The organism is Brucella sp. IR073, from assembly GCF_049065735.1.
GTDB lineage: Bacteria > Pseudomonadota > Alphaproteobacteria > Rhizobiales > Rhizobiaceae > Paramesorhizobium.
In genome coordinates this window covers 1-20,504 of record NZ_JBAKHD010000009.1, presented here as the reverse complement: position 1 = coordinate 20,504, position 20,504 = coordinate 1, and the positions used below count along the sequence as shown (strand labels likewise).

The window sequence follows — 20,504 nt, the reverse complement described above, 5'->3', positions numbered from 1 at the left end:
TCCGGTGGGATTATTTGACCGAGCCAGCCAGCAGACCGCTGACGAGATATCGGTTGAGGAAAATGACGACCAAGGCGGGAATGACGATCGCGATGGATCCGCTCGCCGTGATCAGCCCGTAGTCGATGAAGTTCTTGCCGACGAATTCCGGGATCAGCACCGTCAGCGGCTTCGTCGCCTGCGGCGAGAAGATGAGCGGAACGAGATACTGGCCCCACGCGCCGAGGAAGGTGAGGATCGCCGCCGCGGTCAGGCCAGGACCGACCAGCGGCAGCACGATGTGGAAGAAGATATAGAGCCGCCCCGCGCCATCGAGCTGCGCCGCTTCTTCAAGCGCGATGGGAAGCTGTTCGAAGACGCTGCGCAGCAGCCACAGCGAAAGCGGCAGATAGGCCGAGACATAGATCAGCGACACGCCGACATAGGTATCCACCATATGAAGGCCGATCATGATCCGGTAAAGCGGAATGAGCACGGCATAGGCGGGGATCGCGAGCGTGGCGACGACGGCGCCGAAGAGGATGCACCGCCCGGGGAATTCGAGCCGCGTGAAGGCATAGGCGCCGAGCGCCGAGATCGCGACGCAAAGCGCGGTGGCGGCAACCGAGGTGACGATGCTGTTGAAAAGCGCGGCGCGGAACTGCGCCCACACCTCCACCCCGCCGATCCGCGCGATATCGATGCCGAAAAGCCGCCGGAAATGATCGAGCGTGAAGTGCTGGGGCACGAAATGGATGGGCCGCGCCGAGAAATCCTCGCTCGGTGTTACGGAGCTTGCGAGCGTCCAGTAGATCGGTCCGAGCGACCAGAGAAGCAGGAGCGCGACGCCAGCCCAGATCAGGATACGGTAGCCAAGGGTCTGTTTCATCAGTCGAACCGGGTGTTGCGATAGACGCGCAGGACATAGACGAGGGAGACAATGAGCGAGACGAACGTGATCACCACCGACAGCGCCATGCCGTAGGAGAAGCGGAGGTTCTGGAAGGTCTCCAGATAAATCTGGACCAGCACCGGCCTCGTCTCGAGGCTCGCGCCGGCGAGCACCCATGCCTCGTCGAAGAGGTTGAAGGCATTGACCGTCGCATTGGTCATGGCGACCGCAATGGCGCCGCGCACCAATGGCAGGGTGATCCGCGTGAACATCTGTGCCCGCGTCGCGCCGTCGATGCGCGCCGCCTCATAGAGATGCGCCGGGATGCTCTGCATGGCGGCAAGGACGATGACGACCGTCAGCGGCATCATGCGCCAGACATGCACTACGGTCACGGCGATGATCGCGCTGGTGCGGTCGTTGAACCAGACATGGTTTTCGAACGGCAGGCCGAGAGCGGTGAGAATGCCGTTGAGAAGTCCCGCGCCCGGCTGGTAGATCCAGAGCCAGATGACTGCATTGACCACGCCCGGCAACGCCCAGGGCAGGATGACGGCGGCGAGAAGCCATTGCCGCCCCCGGCGTACCTGATTGATGAGCGCCGCGGCGAGGACGCCGAAGACAGTCTCCGCCGCCACCGCGAGCAGGACGTAAAGCAGCGTGTTTTCCCATGTGACTGCAAGCTGCCCATCGGAAAACATGCGGGCATAATTCGCGAAGCCGACAAAGGGCGTGCCCGGCTGCATCGGATTGACCCGGTGCAGGCTGTCCCAGAAGGTCTTTCCCATGGGGTAAAAGACCAGCGTGGCCATGGTGAGGAGAATCGGGGCAACGAGAAGGAGGCCAAGCATGGCGTCACCGCCACGCTTGCTCCTTCCGCCCGCATAGGCGGTTGTGGTCATTATTGCGCCATTGCTTCCTTGACTGCGTCGGCAATGCTCTGCATCGCCTGATCGACTGTCATCTGACCCTTGGCGGCGCTGTTGATCGCCGTGTTCACCGCGCTGGAGAATTGCGGGTACCAGATGGGTGTTCCTTGCGGGAACAAGGCCTCGACCGTCTTAGCCTGCGCCACGAGCGTCTCGCCGCTGACAAGCTTGCCCGCCTCATTCAGCTCGGCAAGGGCGGAGGTGCGGGTGGGCAGGAGGCCGTTGGCCCAGTTCTTTTTCTCGAATTCCTTGCTGGTGAGCCATTTGACGAAGGCGACCGCCGCTTCCTTGTTCTGCGACGTCTTGGGGATGCCGACCGCTTCCGGCAGGCCGAAGGTTCGTGTTTCGCCGCTCGCGGTCGGCACGAGGATGGCTTCGACCTGCCCGGCCACCTTCGACTGCTTGGGATCGTTCATCTTGCCGAGGCGGCCGGGCTCGCCCGCAAGCATGATGCTCGTCAGGCCTTGCGTGAACAGGCTCTCGTTGATCTGTGAATCCTTGAGGCCTGTCGAGGCGGGATCGACCAGCCCTTCCTTCAGCAGCATCAGCTCGAAGGCCAGCGCCTTGTGCCCGGCGGAATCGGGCGCGACGAATTGCGGGTTGAAATCCTTGTCGAACAGCTCGCCGCCGAAGGCTTTGGTGAGCAGATACCAGGCGGTAGACGCGCCCTCGGTGGCCGAAAGCGGCAGGCCGATGGGATATTGGGTAACGCCCTTTTCCTTGATCTGCTTTGCGACCGCGACCAGCTCGTCCAGCGTCTTCGGCATTTGCTTGATGCCGGCATCCTCGAAATGCTTCTTGTTGATGAGCAGAACGCGGAAATCATTGCTGTAGGGCACGCCCAGCAATTTTCCGTCCACGGTGAAGATTTTGGAGGCGCCGATATCCTTCACCGTCTCGGCGTCGATGACATCATTGAGCGGCATGTACCAGTCGGCGGCGGCAAACTGGCCGGTCCACGACCAGTCGAGTTCAGTGACATCGGCCGGTGCGGTGCCTGCCACCAAAGCGGTCACCAGCTTGGCGCGGATATCGTCCCAGGACAATGTCTGGAGATTGATGTGAATGCCGGTTTCCGCCTCGAAATCGGCGGCAACTTCCGGGCCCTGCGGCGAGGGCAGGATGACGGTGATCGACTGGCCGGCAAGCGGCTTGGCATCGTCCGCCAGTGCGGGGAAGGAAATGAACGCCGCCGCAGCGGCTGAGGCAAGCAAAGGCAAAATCAGTCTACGCATTTGTTCCCATCCTTCATTATCGTTGTTGCATCTGACTTTTTGTCTACTTTCACGACGCAAGTCCGCTGGGAAAACAGTTCCTGTTTGTCCCGGGAAAACCGCTTCACACTTTTCCTGGACTTGCTTTCTACGCAGCCGCCTTTCTGGCCGTCGCCGCGATTTGCCCGATCCAGCCCTCGTCAAGGCGCCAATCGAGAAGCTGGGCGGCTGCGAGTAGCGCGCCGCCGATAGGAGGAAGCCGGGGAGGGACCGGCGGACGGCCGATCCGCCTTTCCAGCGTGGCGAGCAGCAGAGGGCTGGCAAAAGTGCCTCCGGCATAGGTCCATGGCGCGTCCGGTCCGCCCGAATGGACGATAGCCCTGAAATGCCTGGCCAATTCATCCGCCGCGCGCTTGATGAGGTTGATGGCGGCGGCATCCCCGGCTTGCGCGACGCGATCCACCAGAACGGACAGCGCAGCGATGCCTGAGCGCTGGCTGGCAAGCCCGGTCACCCAGCCGCCGAGCGCATCGAGAGGGTTGGATTTGTCGAAGTGAAGATGATCGAAGAGGGCGTCGGCCAGAGCCGTGGGCGGCGCGCGCCCGTCGAGGCTCTGGCTGACGAGGCTTAAGGCGGCGCGTCCGATCCAGTAGCTGCTGCCTTCGTCGCCGATGACGTCACCCCAGCCACCCGCGCGGGAGGAATGACCCTCCGTATCGCGCGCCCAGGCCATGGAGCCGGTTCCCGACAGGATGAGAATGCCCGGACCGCCCGCGAACGCGCCGAGATGAGCGGCATCCACATCGTTGAGCACAAGCTGCGGCACGCCGGGGAAGGCCTCGCCGATTGCTGCCCGCTGGCGTTCGGAGAGCTCAGCCACTTCGCCATAAGCGGGCAGCGCCGCGGCCACGGCCTTGAGCTGCGGCACGCCGATGAAAGGGGCGAGCTGGCTCTCCAGCTCCCGCCGCCAGTTTGGATTGTCCATCGGATTGACGCCGCCGCCGCGCGCGGTGCGCAGAATCCGGCCCGATCTATCCGCCAGCGTGACGATGACCTTGGTCCCGCCGCCATCGATGCCGAGGATCAGATCGTTGTTCATCGTCACGCTCCGGCATCTGCGACGGTCGTCTCGACGCCGAATTCGCTGAGCTGCCGGCGCCATTCCTGTGAAAGGCCGGCGTCGGTGATCACCCGGGCCGTGCTCAGCGGCGCGACCTTATAGGTCGCCATGGTGCCGAATTTCGAGGAGTCGGCGAGCACGAAGCGGTGCGCCGAGCGGGTGAGCATGCAGCGATTGAGGCTCGCTTCGGCGCTGTCGACGCTGTAGATCGCGCCATCGAGGCTGATGGCGCTGGCCCCGAGGAAAAGCTGATCGAACCAGATCGTCTCCAGCATCGTCTCGGCCTGCGGCCCCACGATGGAGGCGTTTTCGCTGCGCAGTTGCCCGCCCAGCAGCACCACCTCCAGATTGGGAATGTTGAGAAACTCCTGCGCGACCGTAATCCCGTTGGTGAAGATGCGCAGCGGCATGGGATTGATGCGGATGAGGCGCGCGAGCTGGAGCACCGTCGTCCCGGCATCGAGGAATATCGCCGTGCGGGGGGCGAGCAGGTCATAGGCCGCCGTGGCAATTGCCCGCTTGGCCGCGAGATGGCGCTTTTCGCGCTCCTGGAAGGCCAGTTCCACCGACGAGCCTTCGGCGATCCGCGCCCCGCCATGCACCCGGTCGATCGCTCCCTGCTGCTCGAGAATCTGCAGGTCGCGCCGGACTGTCGCGAGCGAGGCGCCGAGCGCATCGGCCAGCGCTTGGATCGTCGAAAACCCGTTCGCATAAAGATGACTGCGAATGGCATCGAGACGTTCCGCCTTCACCCCTCCCGCTTGCGTCACCCTTCTCCTCCCATGAGCGAATGCCGTAATTTCGATCAAGATTCCATTCAATGAAATCATAGTCAATCAGAAATTTGATTTTTTATGATCTGTTGAGGGCAGCCGATCAATGGTACCGCGGCAGCAGATCGCCATGCGCTTCGATCAGCTCATCGACAAGCTTCCAGATCTGGTCGGGCGACAGCTCCGCCGATGTGTGGGGGTCGAGGAGTGCAGCCTGATAGATCCGGTCGCGCTTTTTCGTCAGCGCCGCCTCGACGGTGAGCTGCTGCACGGAAATGCTCAAGTTCATCACGGCGGCGAGCTGGGAGGGGATGCGGCCGATGCGGACAGGCTGGATGCCGTTGCGGTCCACATGGCAGGGCACTTCCACCACGCAAGCATCGGGCAAATTGTCGATGAGGCCGTTATTCGGCACATTGCCATAGACGAGCGCGGGCTCGCCCGTCACAGCGGCATGGATGATGCCGGCGGCATATTCATTGCTGCGGCAGACCTCGATGGCCTTGTTGCCTTCCAGATCCCGGCGCAATTCCTGCCATTCGGCAATCTGCACCTCGCAGCGGCGGATATATTCGTCGAGCGGGATGTTGAGGCTTTCGATCAGGTCCTTCCGGCCGTCCTTGATGTACCAGGACGTATATTCGGAGAAATGCTCGCTCGATTCCGTGACGAAGAAGCCCAGCCGCTTCAACACGTCGAAGCGCACCCGGTCGTCCTCGGGCACGCGCCCTTCGGCGGCCAGCGCCTTGAGACGCGGATAGAGATCCTCCCGCGAGCCATCGGCCAGCTGCTTTTCATATTTCACGAAGAAGGCGACGTGGTTGATGCCGGCCGAGACATAATTGATATCGGCAATGTTTTCGCCAAGACATTCAGCGAGATGGCCGGCGGTGTGCTGGACGCTGTGGCAGAGGCCGACGGTGCGGATCGAAGGCGCGATTTCCCTGATCGCCCAGCAATTGATCGCCATCGGGTTCACATATTGCATGAGGAGCGCATCGGGGCACACCTCCTCCATATCGCGGCAGATTTCCTCCAGCACGGGAATGGTTCGCAGGCCCCGGAATATGCCGCCGATGCCGAGCGTATCGGCGATGGTCTGCCGCAGGCCGTAGCGCTTGGGCACCTCGAAATCGGTGACGGTGGCGGGCTTGTAGCCGCCGACCTGCATCATCAGGATGACGAAATCCGAGCCTTTCAACGCCTCGCGCCGGTCGAGGGTGGCCTCGACCCTGACATTCGGAAGATGCAGCGCCTCGCAGATGCGGCGGGCGACGATTTCAGAGGTTTTGAGCCGTTCGGGATCGATGTCGAAGAGGCTGATGACGTAATCGGACACGGCCGGATTAGAGAGGACATCGCCCAGAATATTCTGCGCGAAAACGGTGCTGCCTGCGCCGACGAGGCATATCTTGGTCATTTCGAACTCCGGTGGAATCTGGAAGATGGCCAAAATTATGCCTTCCAAATCAGAATTTCTTCCAGTTATAGACACATTTATTCCCGAATCCGCGCGCTATCAGAGGAGAAAATCAGCCTGAAAAAGCGTGATAAACCTTCAAACGATGCTGTTGGCGTCGCCGATGGCGGCTTCCTGATCGAGCGTCATATCGCCGACGCGATGAGCGCGGCGCACTGGCACGACCATGTCGAGATCAACCTGCTTCTGGAAGGCCGGATGAGCTATCTCTTCAACGGACGTCAGGAGCAGGTGGAAGCCGGAAGGCTGGTGCTGTTCTGGGCGGCGATCCCGCACCGAACCGTCGACGTCGCACCCGGCGCGCCGCTCATCTGCATCTATCTGCCGCTCGCCGATTTTCTCGGGCTGGCGATCGACCGCGATGTCAGGCAGGCGATCATGCAGGGCCGGTTCCTGGCCGATCCCCGCCCCGCCCACGCGGATGCGCTGCTTCTTCCTCAATGGGTGGAGGAGTGGGGAGAGGGGAATGCGGCGCGTCGCCGCCTCATCGCCGACGAGGCCAAGCTGCGTGTCCGCCGCCTCATCCTCGATACGCTCGACGCGCCGGATGTTGCGACCGAGCGCCAGCCCGTTGGCCATGCCTCCGTGCGGCGGGCCGAGATGCTGACGGAACTCATCAACGCGCATTATGCCGAGCCGCTGACCCTGACGGAGCTGGCTGAACGCGCCAACATCCATCCCAGCACCGCCAACAAGACCTTCCGCGAGGTGCTGGGCATCTCGGTCAACGAATATCTGACCCGCTACCGCCTCGCCCGGGCGATGCAGCGCCTCGCCGATACTGACGATCCCATTCTCCAGATCGCCTATGATTGCGGCTTCGGCTCCAGCAGCCGGTTCTATGATCTTTTCCGCCAGCGGACCGGGACGACGCCGAAATTGTTCCGCGCATCGGTCATGCCCGCAAAGCAATGATGAATTTTAATTGCTTGGAATTCAGCGGAATTATACGTTTACATGCCCAATTATATTAAGGAGATGCCATGAGCCGGAAAGAACTGATCCGTTACGAAGGTGCCGACGCGCAGGCCGGCGGGCAGCGCCGCCCCTTCGCCAAGGCCGTCCGCGCGGGCGATTTCGTCTATGTGTCAGGCCAGGTGCCGACCGTCGACGGCGAGGTCGTGGCCGGCAATATCGTCACCCAGACGGAGCAGGTGATCGCCAATATCAAAAGCGTTCTGGCGCTTGCCGATTGCACGCTGGCCGATGTGGTGAAGGTCAATGTGTGGCTGGACGATGCCCGCGACTTCTCCAGCTTCAACGCCGTCTTCGAGAAGCATTTCATCCACCATCCGCCGGCGCGCTCCACGGTCCAGTCGCCGCTGATGGTCGATGCGAAGGTGGAAATGGATGTCATCGCCTATAAGCCGCTTTGACGGGCAGGAATAATGATGACCTATCCTTGGCCCGAAATCGGCACGCCGCTCGCTGAAATCCTAACGCCCATGCCTGTGATCGACGAGGACCGGCTTGCCGCCAACATTGCCCGCGCACAGGCCTATTTCGACCGTATCGGCAAGGCGTTCCGCCCGCATATCAAGACCCACAAGATCGCCGCCATCGCCCGCCAGCAATTGGCAGCGGGGGCGACCGGCATCAATTGCCAGAAGGTCAGCGAGGCGGAAATCTTTGCCGATGCGGGCTTCGACGACATCCTGATCACTTATAACATCCTCGGGGCAGCGAAGCTCGCGCGTCTCAAGGCACTCAACGAACGTGTCGCGCGGCTTGCCGTGGTGGCCGACAGCGAAACGACCGTCAAAGGGCTTGCGGCTGCGTTCGAGGCCACGAAACCGCTTGCCGTGCTCGTCGAATGCGACACCGGCGGCAGGCGCTGTGGGGTGCAGACGCCGGAGGCGGCAAGCGAACTGGCTGAGAAAATCGCCGCCGCGCCAGGGCTTCGCTTTGCCGGCATCCTGACCTATCCGGCAATCGGCGGCGCATCCCAAGTGGAAGCATTCATCGCCCGCACGGTGGAGCTGCTCGCGGCAAAGGGGATAGACTGCCCCATCCGCTCCAATGGCGGTTCGCCGGACCTGTTCTCGGCGCATCTCGTGCCTTCGGCGACCGAGCACCGCGCCGGAACCTATGTCTATAATGACCGCAGCATGGTGCGGTCAGGCCATTGCACGACGGCGGACCTGGCGATGCATATCCTTGCCACCGTCGTCTCTCGTCCCGCGCCGGATCGCGCCGTGCTCGATGCCGGTTCGAAGGCGCTGACATCGGATCTCATGGGCTTCAGCGATCATGGCATGATCGACGGCTTCGAGGCCGCGCGCATCGTCTCGCTGTCGGAGGAGCATGCGGTGGTGGACTTGAAGGATTGCCCGCCGGGGTTTCCCGAGGTGGGAGAAATGGTCAGGATCGTCCCCAATCACACCTGCGTCGTCAGCAATCTCTTCGACCGTATGGTGTTCCATCGCGATGGAATCGTGACACGGGTGGAGACCGTCGATGCCCGCGGGACCGTTTGGTGAGAGCGTCCGACACCGAAATGAATTGTATGCGCTCTTATTGAGGGGATTTTATTTTAAACGGAGGCAGTACGCACTTCTTTACCCTCGCGTCGGCAGCAACGTTGAGGCATGGATTCCTGTGACAAGCACAGGAATGACGGATTGCTTAATTGTCGCTGATAACCTTCAACCTTGCAGCATGCACAATGGTTCTCGTTGACGGACAATCACCCCATTTCCGTCATTCCTGTGCTTGTCACAGGAATCCATGCCTCGACATCTCCATCGCGGCAGTGGTTTGATGGTTTCGAATGATTCCGCCTAAAAGCAATTTGCTTTAACCCCAAGGATTTTCCACGCGCGGCCAGATCGGGCGGGTGAGCTTGCGGTAATTGGTCGTCGCCGGATTGCTCGGGTAGGAGCTGGGCGCGTCGACATAGATGATCTCGGCGGCGATCGGCGCGAAGCCGGCATGGAAATGATTGGTGGATTTGACCAGCAATATATCTTTCTTCATCGGATCGATGCCGAGATTTGAGAAGATATCGGGCTCGAAGGTCTGGGTGCGATTGGTGTTGAGGATGACATCGATCCGCGTCCCCTCGATGCGAACCACGGCCGAAGGTCCGAGCGTGACGCGGCTTGGGCCGAAACTTTGCCAGCCCTCTTCGGCCACCTTCAATACGGTGACACGCGCGTCGATAGGCTCGCCGCCAAGCGGGCCTGACTTGCCGCCGAAGCGCAGATCGATCTCGGCGCCTTCGCCGGCCGCGTGGCAGAAGGTCACGGCGACCGGGTCCCATAGGGTGGCGACGCCGATATTATCGATACCGCGCTCGATCAGCCGCCGCAAAACATAGGTGCCATCGCCCGCCACGCCGCCGCCTGGATTGTCCCAGACATCGGCGGTGACGGCAGGCTTCGCGGGATCGGCGCCATGCGCCGCAAGGGCGCGGTCGATGCCCTGATCCGTGTCGAGCATCGCCATCATGGTCTCCCCGCGCATGGCGATCAGTTCCCGCCCGAGGCGCTCGGCCAGCGCCGCGCCCTTGGTCGGGTCATTGTCGGTGACGACGACAATGCGCGTGCCCATCTCAGGCACGTCGGCCGCCATGAAGCCATGGACGACCGAAATGGAGAGAATGCCATCCTTGCCCTGCATCGCCTTGATGCGGTCGACGAAGGAGCGCATCGGCTCCTTGCTGGTCGGGAAGACGCCGATCATACGGCAATCGAATGTCGAAATGACGGGCTTGCTGCGGCCGGCGAGCGCATCCAGCGCCAGTTCCACCACATGTTCGCCGCGCTCATAGAAATCCGTGTGCGGGAATTCGAGGAAGGCGGCGTAAATATCGAGATTTTCGACCCGCTTGGGTGTCAGATGACTATGCGGATCGAACTCCGCGGCAATTAGCACCTTCGGGCCGACAATGGCGCGGATGCGCTCCAGCAGATCGCCTTCGCAATCGTCATAGCCCTGCGCCACCATTGCGCCATGCAGGCCGAGAATCACGCCGTCGACGGGCATGGCAGCCCGCAGTTGGTCCAGGATTTCGTCGCGCAATTCCTCGAATGCCCGCCGTTGCAATAAGCCGCCCGGCTCGGCCCAGGCGGCGGTGCCTTCGATGACGGTCAACCCCCTTGCCGCGGCGCGCTCGCGCAGCGCCACGATGGGAGAAGAACAAAGCGTCGGCGTTTCCGGATGCATGCCCGGCGGCGCATAGAAGGCCATTTCGAACGAGGCGCGGTCGGTCGGGACGGGCGAAAACGTGTTGGTTTCGGTCGCAAGGGACGCGGTGAAAATGCGCATATAAGGGGATTCCGTTCATTTCCGTTATTTGACGGCTCCAAGCGCGAGCCCCCGGATGAGGTAGCGCTGCAGCCAGACGAAGAGGATCGCCACCGGAAGCGTGGCGACGAGGGTTGCGGCCATGACATAGTTCCATTCGACCGTGTAGCGTCCCGCCACCAGCGAAAAAACCTGAATGGGCAATGTATAGCTGTCTTCATCGCGCAGCATGGTGAGCGCCACGACGAACTCGTTCCACGCATTGATGAAGGTGAAGATGGCCGTCACGGCGATGGCCGGCAGGCAGAGCGGCAGGAAGACTTTTACTAGCGTCTTGGCGCGTCCGGCCCCTTCCATCCACGCAGCCTCTTCCAGATCGCGCGGCACGGTGTCGAAATAGCTTTGCAGCATCCAGACCGTGAAGGCGATGTTGAAGGCCATGTAGACCGCGCCGACCGCCGAGAGGCTTCCAATCAGGCCATAGGCTGCGAGCAGCCGGAACAGGCCCAGCACCAGCACGATGGGCGAAATCATCTGCGACACGAGCAGGAACTGCCGGAACGCGCCTTGGCCCGCGAATTTGAAACGCGACATCGCATAGGCGGCGGGAATGGAAACGATGATCGCCCCGATGGAGGCGATGACCGAAACGTAGATCGAGTTTACGAGCGCGGTGCCGAAGCCCGTCGCCACCCACATTTCCGGAAAATTCTGCCAGCGGAAGGTGCTGGGCCACCAGGTCGGCGAAAGCACCTCCTGCGACGGCTTCACGGCGGTCAGAAACATGACGGCGAAGGGAAACAGCGTGAGGATGACGAGCGGCGACAGCACGGCCCAGGCAATGATGGTACGTTTCAGCTTCGGTGCGATCATGTGGGTTGGTTCCGCATGGCAAGCCTGATGTAGATGGCGGTGAAGACCAGCAATATGGCGAGCATGATGAGCGAAACCGCCGATGCCTGACCGAGCTGGCCGATCCGGAAGGCCAGCTTGTAAAGATGAGTCACCAGAATGTCGGTGGAATTGGCCGGGCCGCCCTGCGTCATCACCCAGATGATCGGGAAGGAATTGAACACATAGATCGTGTTCAGGACGATGGCGATGTTCACGAAGGGCTTCAGCAGCGGGAAGGTGATTTCCCGGAACTGCTGCCACGGGCCGGCGCCTTCGAGCGATGCGGCCTCGTAGAGATCGTCTGGAATGGATGAGAGTCCACCGAGAAAGATCGTGGTGGTGAAGGGCACGGTCACGAGAATGCCGACCAGTATCTCCATCGGGAATGCGGTGGAAGCGTCGGCGAGCCACTGAATATTCGTGTCGATGATGCCCAGGCCCCGCAAGGCGGAATTCAGCATCCCGCTTTCCCCATTGAGCGCCCAGCGCCAGACGATTGCGGTCATGGTCAGCGATACCGCCCATGGTAGCATGACGATGGCGCGCGCCACCGAGCGTCCGTAGAAATCCATATTGAGGATGATGGCGACGGGAATGGAAAGGAGAAGCGCGCCGCCCACCACCGCAACGGTCCAGACCGCCGTGCGCCACAAGGCATTCATGAAATCCGGCGAGGCGAAGAGATCGGTAAAATTGGCGCCGCCATTATAATCGCGCAGCTGTCCGAAGCGGCTGACATCATGGGTGGCGATTTGAATGAGGTCCACCGTCGGCCAGAAAATCACCACCGCGGCCAGAAAAAGGCTGGGCAGGATCAGAAAATAGGGCAGCGTGCGGCTCTGCATAGGCTGAATGACCCGTCAAAAAGCCCGGCAGACACGCTGCCGGGCTATGGATATTACTTTTTGAGGATCGCATTCGCCTTGGCGGCGGCTTCCTTCAGCACGGTCTCCGGTTCGCCATTGCCCAGATAAATGCTCTGCATGGCATTGGAGGTGATGTCGGCGATTTCCTCCCAGCCGGGAATGACCGGCGCGAAGCGCGCATCCTGCAGGAGGGCGGTGAAGGGGGCGAGGTCGGCATTGTTGGCGAAATAATCCATCTTCGCCACCTTCTTTTCCACCGGAAGGAAGCCTTCATTCTCGTTGAATTTGGCGCGCCATTCGGGCTGGAACAGGAAGTCGAGCACCTTCCACGCTTCCTCTTTGTTCTTGGAGTTCTGGAACATGATGACCGAGTCGGTCACGCCATAGGTCCCGCGCGCTCCGGTGGCGCCGGACGGGATGGGCGCGACGCCATATTTGAGATTGGGCGCTTCCTCCTTGATCTGGTTGGAGAGGAAGGGCGCAGTGATCATCATGCCGACCTTGCCCTGCTTGAAGAGGTTCTGCACATCTTCGCGGGCATAGGAGGTGACGCCCGGCTGGGTCAGGCCCTCGTCGATCATGGACTTATAGAGCTTCGCCGCCTGCAGCGCGGCGGGTGAACTGAGGCCCGAGGTGCCGTCCTTGTTGAGGATTTCCCCGCCATAGGACCACATGGCGTAATAATAATAGACGTCGGTCTCGATTTCCTTACCCTGCAGACCGAAGCCGTAAACATCGCCGCCGAGCGCCTTGATCTTTTCGGCGTCGGCCTTGAGCTCGTCCCATGTCTTGGGCGGGTTCTTGATCCCGGCCTTGGCGAAGATATCCTTGTTGTAATAGAGGGCGCGGTCGGACGCCGCGATGGGAAGGCCGTATGTCTTGCCTTCCAGAACGGACGGGGTGAGGAACGTTGGGATGAAGCGGTCCTTGAACTCGTTATTCATATAGCCGTCGAGGGGCTCGGCGATGCCCTGCTGGACGAAGTCGATCAGCCAGCGGGTGCCGATGATCGAGAGATCGGCATTGGTTCCGGCGGAGATATCGGTGGTCAGCTTCTGCAGCAGCACATCCCAGGGAACCACTTCGATATCGAGCGTCGTGCCGGGATTGGCGGCTTCGAAAGCCTTCTTCACCTCCTGGAAATAGGGCCCGGTCTTGGAGCTGTATTGGGCAACGGTCATGCGGACTTCGCCCGCCTCAGCGCTCGTCCCGAGCGCCAGAATGCTGAATGCGGCCAGAAGGCCGGCCTTCCATTTGCTGATAGCCATTTGCGTGTTCCCTTGTTGCTCCAGCGCCCTGTCGCCGGATGTAATTTTCATGTCAGTTTCTTACATTGATCCTATAAATAGGACTTTTCAAGTTAAAAATCGTGTTGCAAATTTACATTGAAATTTTCCCCTGTCATAATGGAGTCGTGGAATAGCAAACGAGCCGGACAGGACCAAGCATACGGCCAGAAATGGGGAACGAAGTGGAGTATTCAGGCGAATTTTCCGGCAAGACGGTGCTGATTACAGGGGCTGGGGGTGGTGTTGGCAGCGCGCTGGTAAAACTATTCACGGCACGCGGGGGGCGCGTCATCGGCTGTGACAGGAATCTTGGCAGCATGACGGAGCTCGAGCTCCATGCCCGTCATGAATTCGATCTTCTCGACCGCGCGGGGCTGGAAGAAGCTGCCAGACACATCATCGCCGCCGATGGCCTGCCTGATATCGTCGTCAACAATGCCGGATGGACCCGTGCGGAAACCTTCGACGGGCTGGATCAGGACAGGATCGAAAACGAAATCGATCTCAATCTGACGGCTGTGGCAAGCTTCTCCAGTCTCATGGCTGAGGCCATGGCGGCGCGCGGTCATGGCGCGTTCGTCTTCATTTCATCGGTCAATGCGCTCTTGCATTTCGGTAATCCGGCCTATGCCGCGGCGAAGGCCGGCATCAATGCGTTTGCCCGCGCGATTGCGGTCGAATTCGGCCAGCGGGGCGTGCGCGCCAATGTGGTCTGTCCGGGTTCGATCCGCACGCCTGCCTGGGATCATCGTATTGCCGAGGACCCCACCGTACTCGACCGCTTGAAACGGCTTTATCCGCTCGGGCGCATTGTCGATGTGCAGGAGGTGGCCGAAGCGGTGGCGTTTCTCGCCTCCGACCGCGCCTCGGGTATCACCGGGGCGATATTGCCCGTCGATGCAGGGCTGACGGCGGGATGCCGCCCTTTCATCGAAGACATTCTGGGAGGAAACTGAGCCATGAAAGATGTTTCCCTCCGTGGAATTTCCAAATCCTTCGGCGATCTCGCGGTTCTCGATCATATTGACCTCGACATCCGCGAGGGTGAGTTCCTCGTGCTTGTCGGGCCGTCCGGATGCGGAAAATCCACGCTTCTGCGCATGATAGCGGGGTTGGAGCCGATATCTTCAGGAGATCTCGTCATCGGCGGAGAGCGTGCCAACGAGCTTCCGCCGCAAGGACGCAATATCGCGATGGTGTTCCAGTCCTACGCGCTGTTTCCGCATATGACGGCGCGGGACAATATCGGGTTCGGCCCCCGGATCAGGGGCGAAAGCGCGGAGGAGACCGCCGCGAAAGTGGACAAGGCCGCAGGCATTCTCAATCTCCATTCCTATCTCGACCGCTATCCGCGGCAGCTTTCCGGCGGCCAGCGGCAGCGTGTGGCGATGGGGCGGGCGATCGTGCGCGAACCCTCGGTGTTCCTCTTCGACGAGCCGCTGTCGAACCTCGATGCGCAATTGCGCGTGCAGATGCGCACCGAAATCAAGGCCCTGCACCAGCGCCTGAAAACGACGGTCATTTACGTCACCCATGACCAGATCGAGGCGATGACGATGGCCGACCGGATCGTGGTGATGAACAAGGGCAGGATCATGCAGGTCGGCGCGCCGCTCGACCTCTATGACAAGCCGGCCAACAAATTCGTAGCCGGCTTTATCGGCTCGCCCGCAATGACCTTCATACCGGGCGGCGTCATTCGCAAAGGCGTGTTTCAGACCAGGGACGGAGATGAAGTCGCCATATTGAACCGGCCCGCCACCACCCATGCGGTCGAGGCCGGCATCAGGCCCGAGCATTTCCTTCTCGCGACCAATGGCAAGGGGATGACGCTTGCCGTCGAAGTGATCGAGCCGACCGGGCCTGAGACCCATGTCTATGGCCATATAGCGGGTGAGCCGGCGCGTATTGTGTTTCGGGAACGGGTAAACCTTGCGCCCGGTGAGAAGGTTCGGGTAACGGCAGCACCCGAGCATATCCATCTTTTCGAAAAGGATAGCGGCCTGCCGCTTTAGCATATTGATGAGCAAGGTTGCCGATATCATAACGCGGCTTCATGCCGTGGCGCAGGACGGATCGAAATCCGACCGGCGGCTGGCAGCGCTTGTGATATCCAACCCGGACTATGCCTCCAAGGCGGCGATCTCGGAGATTGCCTCCCGCGCAGGCGTCAGCGAACCGACCGTGACGCGGTTTTGCCGCGCGCTGGGCTGCGATGGCGTGCGCGAGTTCAAATTTTATCTGGCGCAGGCATTGGCCATCGGCCGGCAATATCTGACGGAGGAGCCCCCGGCCCCGGACGCGCATGAGCGCCGCATTGCCGCCGCGGTGACGGATGCGGCCATCGCCGCCATTCAGCGCGCCGGGGATGGTGTTGACATGACCGTATTGATGAAAGTCGCGGAACGGCTCGCAGGCGGCGGTCCCGTGCTTTGTCTCGGGTCGGGCGGCATCTCATCCATGCTTGCGACCGAAATGGAGAATCGCCTGTTCCGGCTGGGCATTCCCGTCAGCGCGCAGGTGGACGGCCAGCTTCAGCGCATGTATGCGGCAGTGGTCAATCCGGAGGCGACGGTCATCGCCTTTTCCGTGTCCGGTTTCGCCCGTTCGGTGGTCGAGGCCGTCGGTGTCGCCCGGCAATACGGAGCCGAAACCGTCGCGATCACGCCCGATGGTTCCGATCTGGCGAAAGCGGCCGGTACGCTCATTCCCTTCCAGTCCGAGGAGGATGGGAACATCTACAAGCCGACATCGTCGCGTTTTGCCCTGCTTGCCATTCTGGACATGATAGCGACGGCGACGGCCGAAGCGCGCGGACCGAAGGTGCTCGAAAGCCTGCGGCGCATCAAGCAGAGCCTTAACACACTCAAGGTCGACGATCCGCGCCTGCCTTTGGGAGACTGAACGAATGACAACAGGAGGTTGGAATGAATGGTGCCGTCAATCCCTTTGCGGGCGACAAGGACCGGGAGCAGATCTGGGATATGCTGGTGCGCCGCGATATCGAAGCCTTCGTATCGCAGGATTGGTCTGTCGTCGCGGATGATTTCGACGAAATGCGTTTCCTCGGCATCCACGCACATGGGCAAACCGATCCCGACAAATGGGATGCGGCCTTTCCAACCCTTTCCGCCTATCGCGACGAGTGGCTGCGGCAGGCGGCCGAGAGCGCGGCAACGCAATATGCCGAACCCCTGGCGGACGGCATCTTCCGCGCCACCGATCTTGGTGTCATCGACATCAATGGCGAAATCGCCGTCGCGCGGAAAAAATTCGATGGCGAAATCGCCAAAGCAGACGGTTCCGTGGATCGCCTGAACTGGCAGACGCTCTATTTCTGCCGCCGCGACGGCGCGCGCTGGAAGATCACCGGCTTCGTCGGATACATGGCGTATCGCTGAAACGGTCGAGTAAAGGTCACGGATATTTGCAGCAAATAAAGGCGGTGATTTCAGCCATATTCTTTGCTTTGTCAGATATCGTGCAGCATTATTGTTCTTGATGAGGGGATGTATTGCGGTAACCAGCCAAGGAGACAAGCGATGTCAGCATTATCGGATTTGAAATCGTTGACGCCACAGCAGCGCAATGCCGTGATCGCGAGTTTTCTGGGCTGGATGCTCGACGCCTTCGATTTCTTCATTCTGGTTTTCGTCCTGAAATATATCGCCGAAGAATTCGGCACCGATGTCACCAGCGTCACCATCGCCATCACGCTGACGCTCGCCATGCGCCCCATCGGCGCTCTTCTCTTCGGTTATCTCGCAGAAAGGTTCGGCCGGCGTCCGATCCTTATGATCAATGTCCTCGCCTATGCCTTGCTCGAATTCCTATCGGGCTTCGCGCCCAGCCTGACAGCCTTGATCGTGCTGCGCGCCCTTTTCGGCATCGCGATGGGCGGCGAATGGGGCGTCGGCGCGGCGCTCACCATGGAAACCATTCCGCCGAAATTACGCGGGCTCATTTCCGGCCTGTTGCAGGCCGGTTACCCAGCGGGCTATCTCATCGCCTCGCTGGTCTTCTTCCTGCTTTTTCCCATTATCGGCTGGCGCGGCATGTTCATGCTGGGCGCGCTGCCGGCGCTGCTCGTCCTCTACATCCGCTCCTATGTGGAAGAATCGCCCGTCTTCCTGGCGCGCAAGCGGGAAAAGCTCAGCATTGGCCGCATATGGACGATTCTCCGGCAACATGCGGGGCTAGCCATTTATGCCGTGCTCCTGATGACGGCCTTCAATTTCTTCAGCCATGGTACGCAGGATCTCTATCCGACCTTTCTGGAGGTGCAAAAGAAACTGTCGACGGACACCGTCGGGACAATCGCCATCATCTACAATATCGGCGCGATTCTCGGCGGCATCACCTTCGGAATCTTTTCCGAACGGATCGGGCGACGGCGCGCCATGGTCATTGCCGCGTTGCTTGCGCTCCCGGTAATCCCGCTATGGGTTTACTCCTCGACGCCGGCGCTGCTGGCGGCAGGTGCCTTCCTGATGCAATTCGCGGTACAGGGCGCATGGGGCGTCGTGCCCGCCCATCTCAACGAACTCTCGCCCGATGAGCTGCGCAGCACGTTTCCGGGCCTCACCTATCAGCTGGGTAACCTAATCGCTTCCGCCAATGCGACGTTTCAGGCGGGGCTCGCCGAGCACTACGGAAATGACTATGCCTTCGCGCTCGCTGCGGTTATCGCCGTGGTTGCGGTACTGGTTGCACTTCTGGCCGGTTTCGGCACGGAGGCGAAAGGGGTGGTGTTCGGGAGGGCACCGAGAACTGGTGCTTCCGGGCGTAGGAAGAATTAGGATTGTAGCCGCTGCGGCATGGCGGAAGCGATGACGACCGCCATGCCCGACCCAGCGTTTAATCTTATCTCTTCGGCGTCGCGCTATACCTGTTGTTCGGCGAGATACGCCGTTTCATCCGCGCGAGCGTCAAGCCGGCGCGCCCGGTGGATGTTGTGCAACCAAGTCCGGATGATTCGATCACGAAAACGTGAACCATCTCCTGGGTGACCCACAATAAAAGCCAATATCGGCCACGGTTTTGGCCCGATTACTAAGAAGATTAATGCGCCTTCCGAGTAACGGAAGGACTTTGCCGCCGCCCTATGGGAGTAGATGTTTCTATTTCCACGGCTGGCCAGCATGCCGCCCTGGCAGCTCATCGAATTCGCTATCGGCATGCGCTTCAACCTGTGAAGATGGAGGAAAAGATGATCTCGACAAAATTCAACGCACAGATGGCGGAGAGTGTGACTGGCCGCCGTATGCAGATTGAAGCAGGCAGTGCGCGCTGCGATGCTTATACCGCCAGCGGGTGCATAACGTACGGACGTTGCATCCCGCATCAGATCGATGGAACGAACGCGACCGCCTCGGGCGCGGATCAGTGAGACCGCACAGAGCTGGAATATGCGGGCCGTTGCTGCCCGGCATGAAGGCAGCCAACGGCCTGCATTCTGCCTGAAAAAGGGAGAAAACTATGATTTCGATAAGGTTTGATACGCTGCTGAGCGAGAAGATCATTGGTCGTCGCGAGCAGCTTACAGCGAGCAATCGCCTTTGCACAGGCAATGACTGCTTCACCGCAAACACGCGTTGCGTCCTGTGTGTAACAGACGGCACGCGCCAAGCAAAATAGCTATTCAATAAGCAACTGACTTCCACGACGTCATGCCGCTTGGAATATGCCAGGCGTAACCGCTCGAGGTGATGGCACATAACGCCATGCGTCCTATATAAAATGGAGGAAAAGATGATCTCGACAACATTCAACGCAAAGTTGGCCGAGGCAGTCATCGGCCGCCGCAGCCGGGTCGCTGCAAACATCGCCCAATGCACCGACCACTACACTTATTGTTGGAGTGCGTGTATGCAATCGCCTGGCGAAAAGCGCGGATGAACCCCCAGCGAAGGGAGCCCCAGACAGGACCTGAAATATGAAGCCTGTCTGGTCCATGCGTTCAACCGGCAGCGAGCGATTTCCGTCATGACCATCGAGATAACAAAGGGCAGGCCTGCCCCGGTCGATATCAGCCGTGAAATCATTCAGTATACCTATTTCACCGATCAATTCACGACCGAGACATTCTCCTTTCGTAATTTCCTTGTTGATGACGGGCAAATGTCCTGCATCGTCGATCTCAAGAGTTTCGAGGCAACCAACGCCTCGCTGCTGCTGCTCGACAGGATTTTGCAATCCCTCGGTTTTGCCCTGATTGCCTATCTCTTCAAGCGGGACGGCAGATCGTTCCGGTTCCTTTTCATCAAGAGGATGCGTTGGGATTTTGACGGTCCCGTGCGGCCGGATCGCCCGGTCGCATTTCAGATGACCTACGCCATGTGCTTTCTTTCTGCGCGCAAAGCCGTCTGCTCCCTCGATGGGACGGTGAATGAGAGCAAAGCTGCATTCAACGTCACCGTCGAGATTTTCGGCTCACGCAAGTCACCGTGGGATATCGAAGAGGGCCGATCCGAACCCGCTCTGTAAAGTTCCGTAGCGAGGGGGAGAAAAGGAAAGGGCAAATGCCTTCTTTGGACTCTCCATCCGAACAGGAGGTCTTTTCCAACCTCTACCACCATCTGATCGCCGATAGTTGCGGGCAACTCCGGCAGCGTCAGAGCCCGCATATTCCCGAAGCGACGCTGCAGGATTTTGCCGAGGCGGCTTTCCTGCCTTCTGCGCGCAGAGCCTGGGAACGCCTTTTCATGGTGGAGATGAATTTCGCCGACCAGGAGGGCCTGCTTCAGGGAAAAACGGAAGCCGAACGCTTCGAATTCTTCGTGACCGAAGTCATAAAGCCCGAAAACTTCACTCTGCTTTG

The 20,504-nt window shown here is 60.3% G+C and carries 21 protein-coding genes; 11 read left to right on the top strand and 10 right to left on the bottom strand.

The features are described from left to right. Positions 1–10: 10 nt before the first annotated feature. From ACOWVG_RS16755 to ACOWVG_RS16730, 6 genes are all read right to left on the bottom strand, one after another. Positions 11–868: a carbohydrate ABC transporter permease gene (locus ACOWVG_RS16755; protein ID WP_420963470.1), complete on the bottom strand. Its 858-nt coding sequence runs from the start codon at positions 866–868 to the stop codon at positions 11–13. After that, entirely contained in the window at positions 868–1,773 is a 906-nt protein-coding gene (locus ACOWVG_RS16750; protein ID WP_420963469.1) for a carbohydrate ABC transporter permease, read from the bottom strand. Before ACOWVG_RS16750 ends, ACOWVG_RS16755 begins: the two co-directional genes overlap by 1 nt. After that, positions 1,773–3,035 carry an ABC transporter substrate-binding protein gene (locus ACOWVG_RS16745; RefSeq protein WP_420963467.1) on the bottom strand — a complete coding sequence of 421 codons (1,263 nt, stop codon included), beginning with the start codon at positions 3,033–3,035 and terminating at the stop codon, positions 1,773–1,775. Before ACOWVG_RS16745 ends, ACOWVG_RS16750 begins: the two co-directional genes overlap by 1 nt. A gap of 127 nt (positions 3,036–3,162) precedes the next feature. Then, complete coding sequence (locus ACOWVG_RS16740) at positions 3,163–4,113, bottom strand: N-acetylglucosamine kinase (protein ID WP_420963465.1); 951 nt, start codon at positions 4,111–4,113, stop codon at positions 3,163–3,165. 2 nt (positions 4,114–4,115) lie between these two features. After that, complete coding sequence (locus ACOWVG_RS16735) at positions 4,116–4,904, bottom strand: DeoR/GlpR family DNA-binding transcription regulator (RefSeq protein WP_420963463.1); 789 nt, start codon at positions 4,902–4,904, stop codon at positions 4,116–4,118. Positions 4,905–5,010: 106 nt separating this feature from the next. Beyond that, the gene (locus ACOWVG_RS16730; RefSeq protein WP_420963462.1) at positions 5,011–6,327 is read right to left on the bottom strand and encodes an alpha-glucosidase/alpha-galactosidase; all 1,317 of its coding nucleotides are present in this window, start codon (positions 6,325–6,327) and stop codon (positions 5,011–5,013) included. Between the two features lie 117 nt (positions 6,328–6,444). On the opposite strand from ACOWVG_RS16730, the gene ACOWVG_RS16725 reads away from it, so the two are divergent. The 3 genes from ACOWVG_RS16725 to ACOWVG_RS16715 all read left to right on the top strand — a co-directional run bounded on the left by ACOWVG_RS16725 (position 6,445) and on the right by ACOWVG_RS16715 (position 8,867). Further along, a complete protein-coding gene (locus tag ACOWVG_RS16725; RefSeq protein WP_420963579.1) occupies positions 6,445–7,302 on the top strand; it encodes a helix-turn-helix domain-containing protein in 858 nt (285 codons plus the stop codon). A gap of 68 nt (positions 7,303–7,370) precedes the next feature. Further along, positions 7,371–7,763 (top strand): RidA family protein, encoded by a 393-nt coding sequence (locus ACOWVG_RS16720; RefSeq protein WP_420963461.1) that lies wholly within the window; start codon positions 7,371–7,373, stop codon positions 7,761–7,763. A gap of 15 nt (positions 7,764–7,778) precedes the next feature. Then, positions 7,779–8,867 (top strand): D-TA family PLP-dependent enzyme, encoded by a 1,089-nt coding sequence (locus tag ACOWVG_RS16715; protein WP_420963460.1) that lies wholly within the window; start codon positions 7,779–7,781, stop codon positions 8,865–8,867. Between the two features lie 316 nt (positions 8,868–9,183). Here ACOWVG_RS16715 and ACOWVG_RS16710 read toward each other — a convergent pair whose 3' ends face one another. The 4 genes from ACOWVG_RS16710 to ACOWVG_RS16695 are packed head-to-tail and all read right to left on the bottom strand — an operon-like array spanning position 9,184 to position 13,663. After that, on the bottom strand, positions 9,184–10,656 hold the full coding sequence (locus tag ACOWVG_RS16710; RefSeq protein ID WP_420963459.1) for a M81 family metallopeptidase: 1,473 nt from the start codon (positions 10,654–10,656) through the stop codon (positions 9,184–9,186). 24 nt (positions 10,657–10,680) lie between these two features. After that, positions 10,681–11,508, bottom strand: a complete 828-nt coding sequence (locus ACOWVG_RS16705) for a carbohydrate ABC transporter permease (protein ID WP_420963458.1) — start codon at positions 11,506–11,508, stop codon at positions 10,681–10,683. Continuing rightward, positions 11,505–12,374 carry a carbohydrate ABC transporter permease gene (locus tag ACOWVG_RS16700; RefSeq protein WP_420963457.1) on the bottom strand — a complete coding sequence of 290 codons (870 nt, stop codon included), beginning with the start codon at positions 12,372–12,374 and terminating at the stop codon, positions 11,505–11,507. The genes ACOWVG_RS16705 and ACOWVG_RS16700 overlap by 4 nt, the downstream gene beginning before the upstream one ends. Before the next feature lie 53 nt (positions 12,375–12,427). Further along, positions 12,428–13,663 (bottom strand): ABC transporter substrate-binding protein, encoded by a 1,236-nt coding sequence (locus tag ACOWVG_RS16695; RefSeq protein WP_420963456.1) that lies wholly within the window; start codon positions 13,661–13,663, stop codon positions 12,428–12,430. A 203-nt stretch (positions 13,664–13,866) separates the two neighbouring features. Here ACOWVG_RS16695 and ACOWVG_RS16690 point away from each other — a divergent pair, with 203 nt between their 5' ends. The 8 genes from ACOWVG_RS16690 to ACOWVG_RS16655 form a co-directional block, all read left to right on the top strand. Continuing rightward, entirely contained in the window at positions 13,867–14,640 is a 774-nt protein-coding gene (locus ACOWVG_RS16690; protein WP_420963455.1) for an SDR family NAD(P)-dependent oxidoreductase, read from the top strand. Positions 14,641–14,643: 3 nt separating this feature from the next. Further along, positions 14,644–15,699, top strand: coding sequence for an ABC transporter ATP-binding protein (locus ACOWVG_RS16685; RefSeq protein WP_420963454.1), 1,056 nt, complete (start codon positions 14,644–14,646; stop codon positions 15,697–15,699). A 7-nt stretch (positions 15,700–15,706) separates the two neighbouring features. Next, complete coding sequence (locus ACOWVG_RS16680; RefSeq protein WP_420963453.1) at positions 15,707–16,588, top strand: MurR/RpiR family transcriptional regulator; 882 nt, start codon at positions 15,707–15,709, stop codon at positions 16,586–16,588. A gap of 23 nt (positions 16,589–16,611) precedes the next feature. Further along, the gene (locus tag ACOWVG_RS16675; RefSeq protein ID WP_420963452.1) at positions 16,612–17,085 is read left to right on the top strand and encodes a hypothetical protein; all 474 of its coding nucleotides are present in this window, start codon (positions 16,612–16,614) and stop codon (positions 17,083–17,085) included. A gap of 141 nt (positions 17,086–17,226) precedes the next feature. Next, positions 17,227–18,483 (top strand): MFS transporter, encoded by a 1,257-nt coding sequence (locus tag ACOWVG_RS16670; protein ID WP_420963451.1) that lies wholly within the window; start codon positions 17,227–17,229, stop codon positions 18,481–18,483. 305 nt (positions 18,484–18,788) lie between these two features. Continuing rightward, on the top strand, positions 18,789–19,073 hold the full coding sequence (locus ACOWVG_RS16665; RefSeq protein ID WP_420963450.1) for a hypothetical protein: 285 nt from the start codon (positions 18,789–18,791) through the stop codon (positions 19,071–19,073). Between the two features lie 596 nt (positions 19,074–19,669). Beyond that, the gene (locus ACOWVG_RS16660; RefSeq protein ID WP_420963449.1) at positions 19,670–20,170 is read left to right on the top strand and encodes a hypothetical protein; all 501 of its coding nucleotides are present in this window, start codon (positions 19,670–19,672) and stop codon (positions 20,168–20,170) included. A gap of 35 nt (positions 20,171–20,205) precedes the next feature. After that, the coding region (locus ACOWVG_RS16655) for a hypothetical protein (protein WP_420963448.1) at positions 20,206–20,504 on the top strand (299 nt) is incomplete at its 3' end.

Bases quoted from the DNA above. Each gene is read 5' to 3' on its own strand.
- ACOWVG_RS16750 (WP_420963469.1), bottom strand. From the start codon at position 1,773: ATGACCACAACCGCCTATGCGGGCGGAAGGAGCAAGCGTGGCGGTGAC.
- ACOWVG_RS16740 (WP_420963465.1), bottom strand. From the start codon at position 4,113: ATGAACAACGATCTGATCCTCGGCATCGATGGCGGCGGGACCAAGGTC.
- ACOWVG_RS16705 (WP_420963458.1), bottom strand. From the start codon at position 11,508: ATGATCGCACCGAAGCTGAAACGTACCATCATTGCCTGGGCCGTGCTG.
- ACOWVG_RS16670 (WP_420963451.1), top strand. From the start codon at position 17,227: ATGTCAGCATTATCGGATTTGAAATCGTTGACGCCACAGCAGCGCAAT.
- ACOWVG_RS16715 (WP_420963460.1), top strand. From the start codon at position 7,779: ATGACCTATCCTTGGCCCGAAATCGGCACGCCGCTCGCTGAAATCCTA.
- ACOWVG_RS16700 (WP_420963457.1), bottom strand. From the start codon at position 12,374: ATGCAGAGCCGCACGCTGCCCTATTTTCTGATCCTGCCCAGCCTTTTT.
- ACOWVG_RS16730 (WP_420963462.1), bottom strand. From the start codon at position 6,327: ATGACCAAGATATGCCTCGTCGGCGCAGGCAGCACCGTTTTCGCGCAG.
- ACOWVG_RS16755 (WP_420963470.1), bottom strand. From the start codon at position 868: ATGAAACAGACCCTTGGCTACCGTATCCTGATCTGGGCTGGCGTCGCG.
- ACOWVG_RS16660 (WP_420963449.1), top strand. From the start codon at position 19,670: ATGACCATCGAGATAACAAAGGGCAGGCCTGCCCCGGTCGATATCAGC.
- ACOWVG_RS16665 (WP_420963450.1), top strand. From the start codon at position 18,789: ATGGGAGTAGATGTTTCTATTTCCACGGCTGGCCAGCATGCCGCCCTG.
- ACOWVG_RS16720 (WP_420963461.1), top strand. From the start codon at position 7,371: ATGAGCCGGAAAGAACTGATCCGTTACGAAGGTGCCGACGCGCAGGCC.
- ACOWVG_RS16745 (WP_420963467.1), bottom strand. From the start codon at position 3,035: ATGCGTAGACTGATTTTGCCTTTGCTTGCCTCAGCCGCTGCGGCGGCG.
- ACOWVG_RS16675 (WP_420963452.1), top strand. From the start codon at position 16,612: ATGAATGGTGCCGTCAATCCCTTTGCGGGCGACAAGGACCGGGAGCAG.
- ACOWVG_RS16710 (WP_420963459.1), bottom strand. From the start codon at position 10,656: ATGCGCATTTTCACCGCGTCCCTTGCGACCGAAACCAACACGTTTTCG.
- ACOWVG_RS16680 (WP_420963453.1), top strand. From the start codon at position 15,707: ATGAGCAAGGTTGCCGATATCATAACGCGGCTTCATGCCGTGGCGCAG.
- ACOWVG_RS16695 (WP_420963456.1), bottom strand. From the start codon at position 13,663: ATGGCTATCAGCAAATGGAAGGCCGGCCTTCTGGCCGCATTCAGCATT.
- ACOWVG_RS16685 (WP_420963454.1), top strand. From the start codon at position 14,644: ATGAAAGATGTTTCCCTCCGTGGAATTTCCAAATCCTTCGGCGATCTC.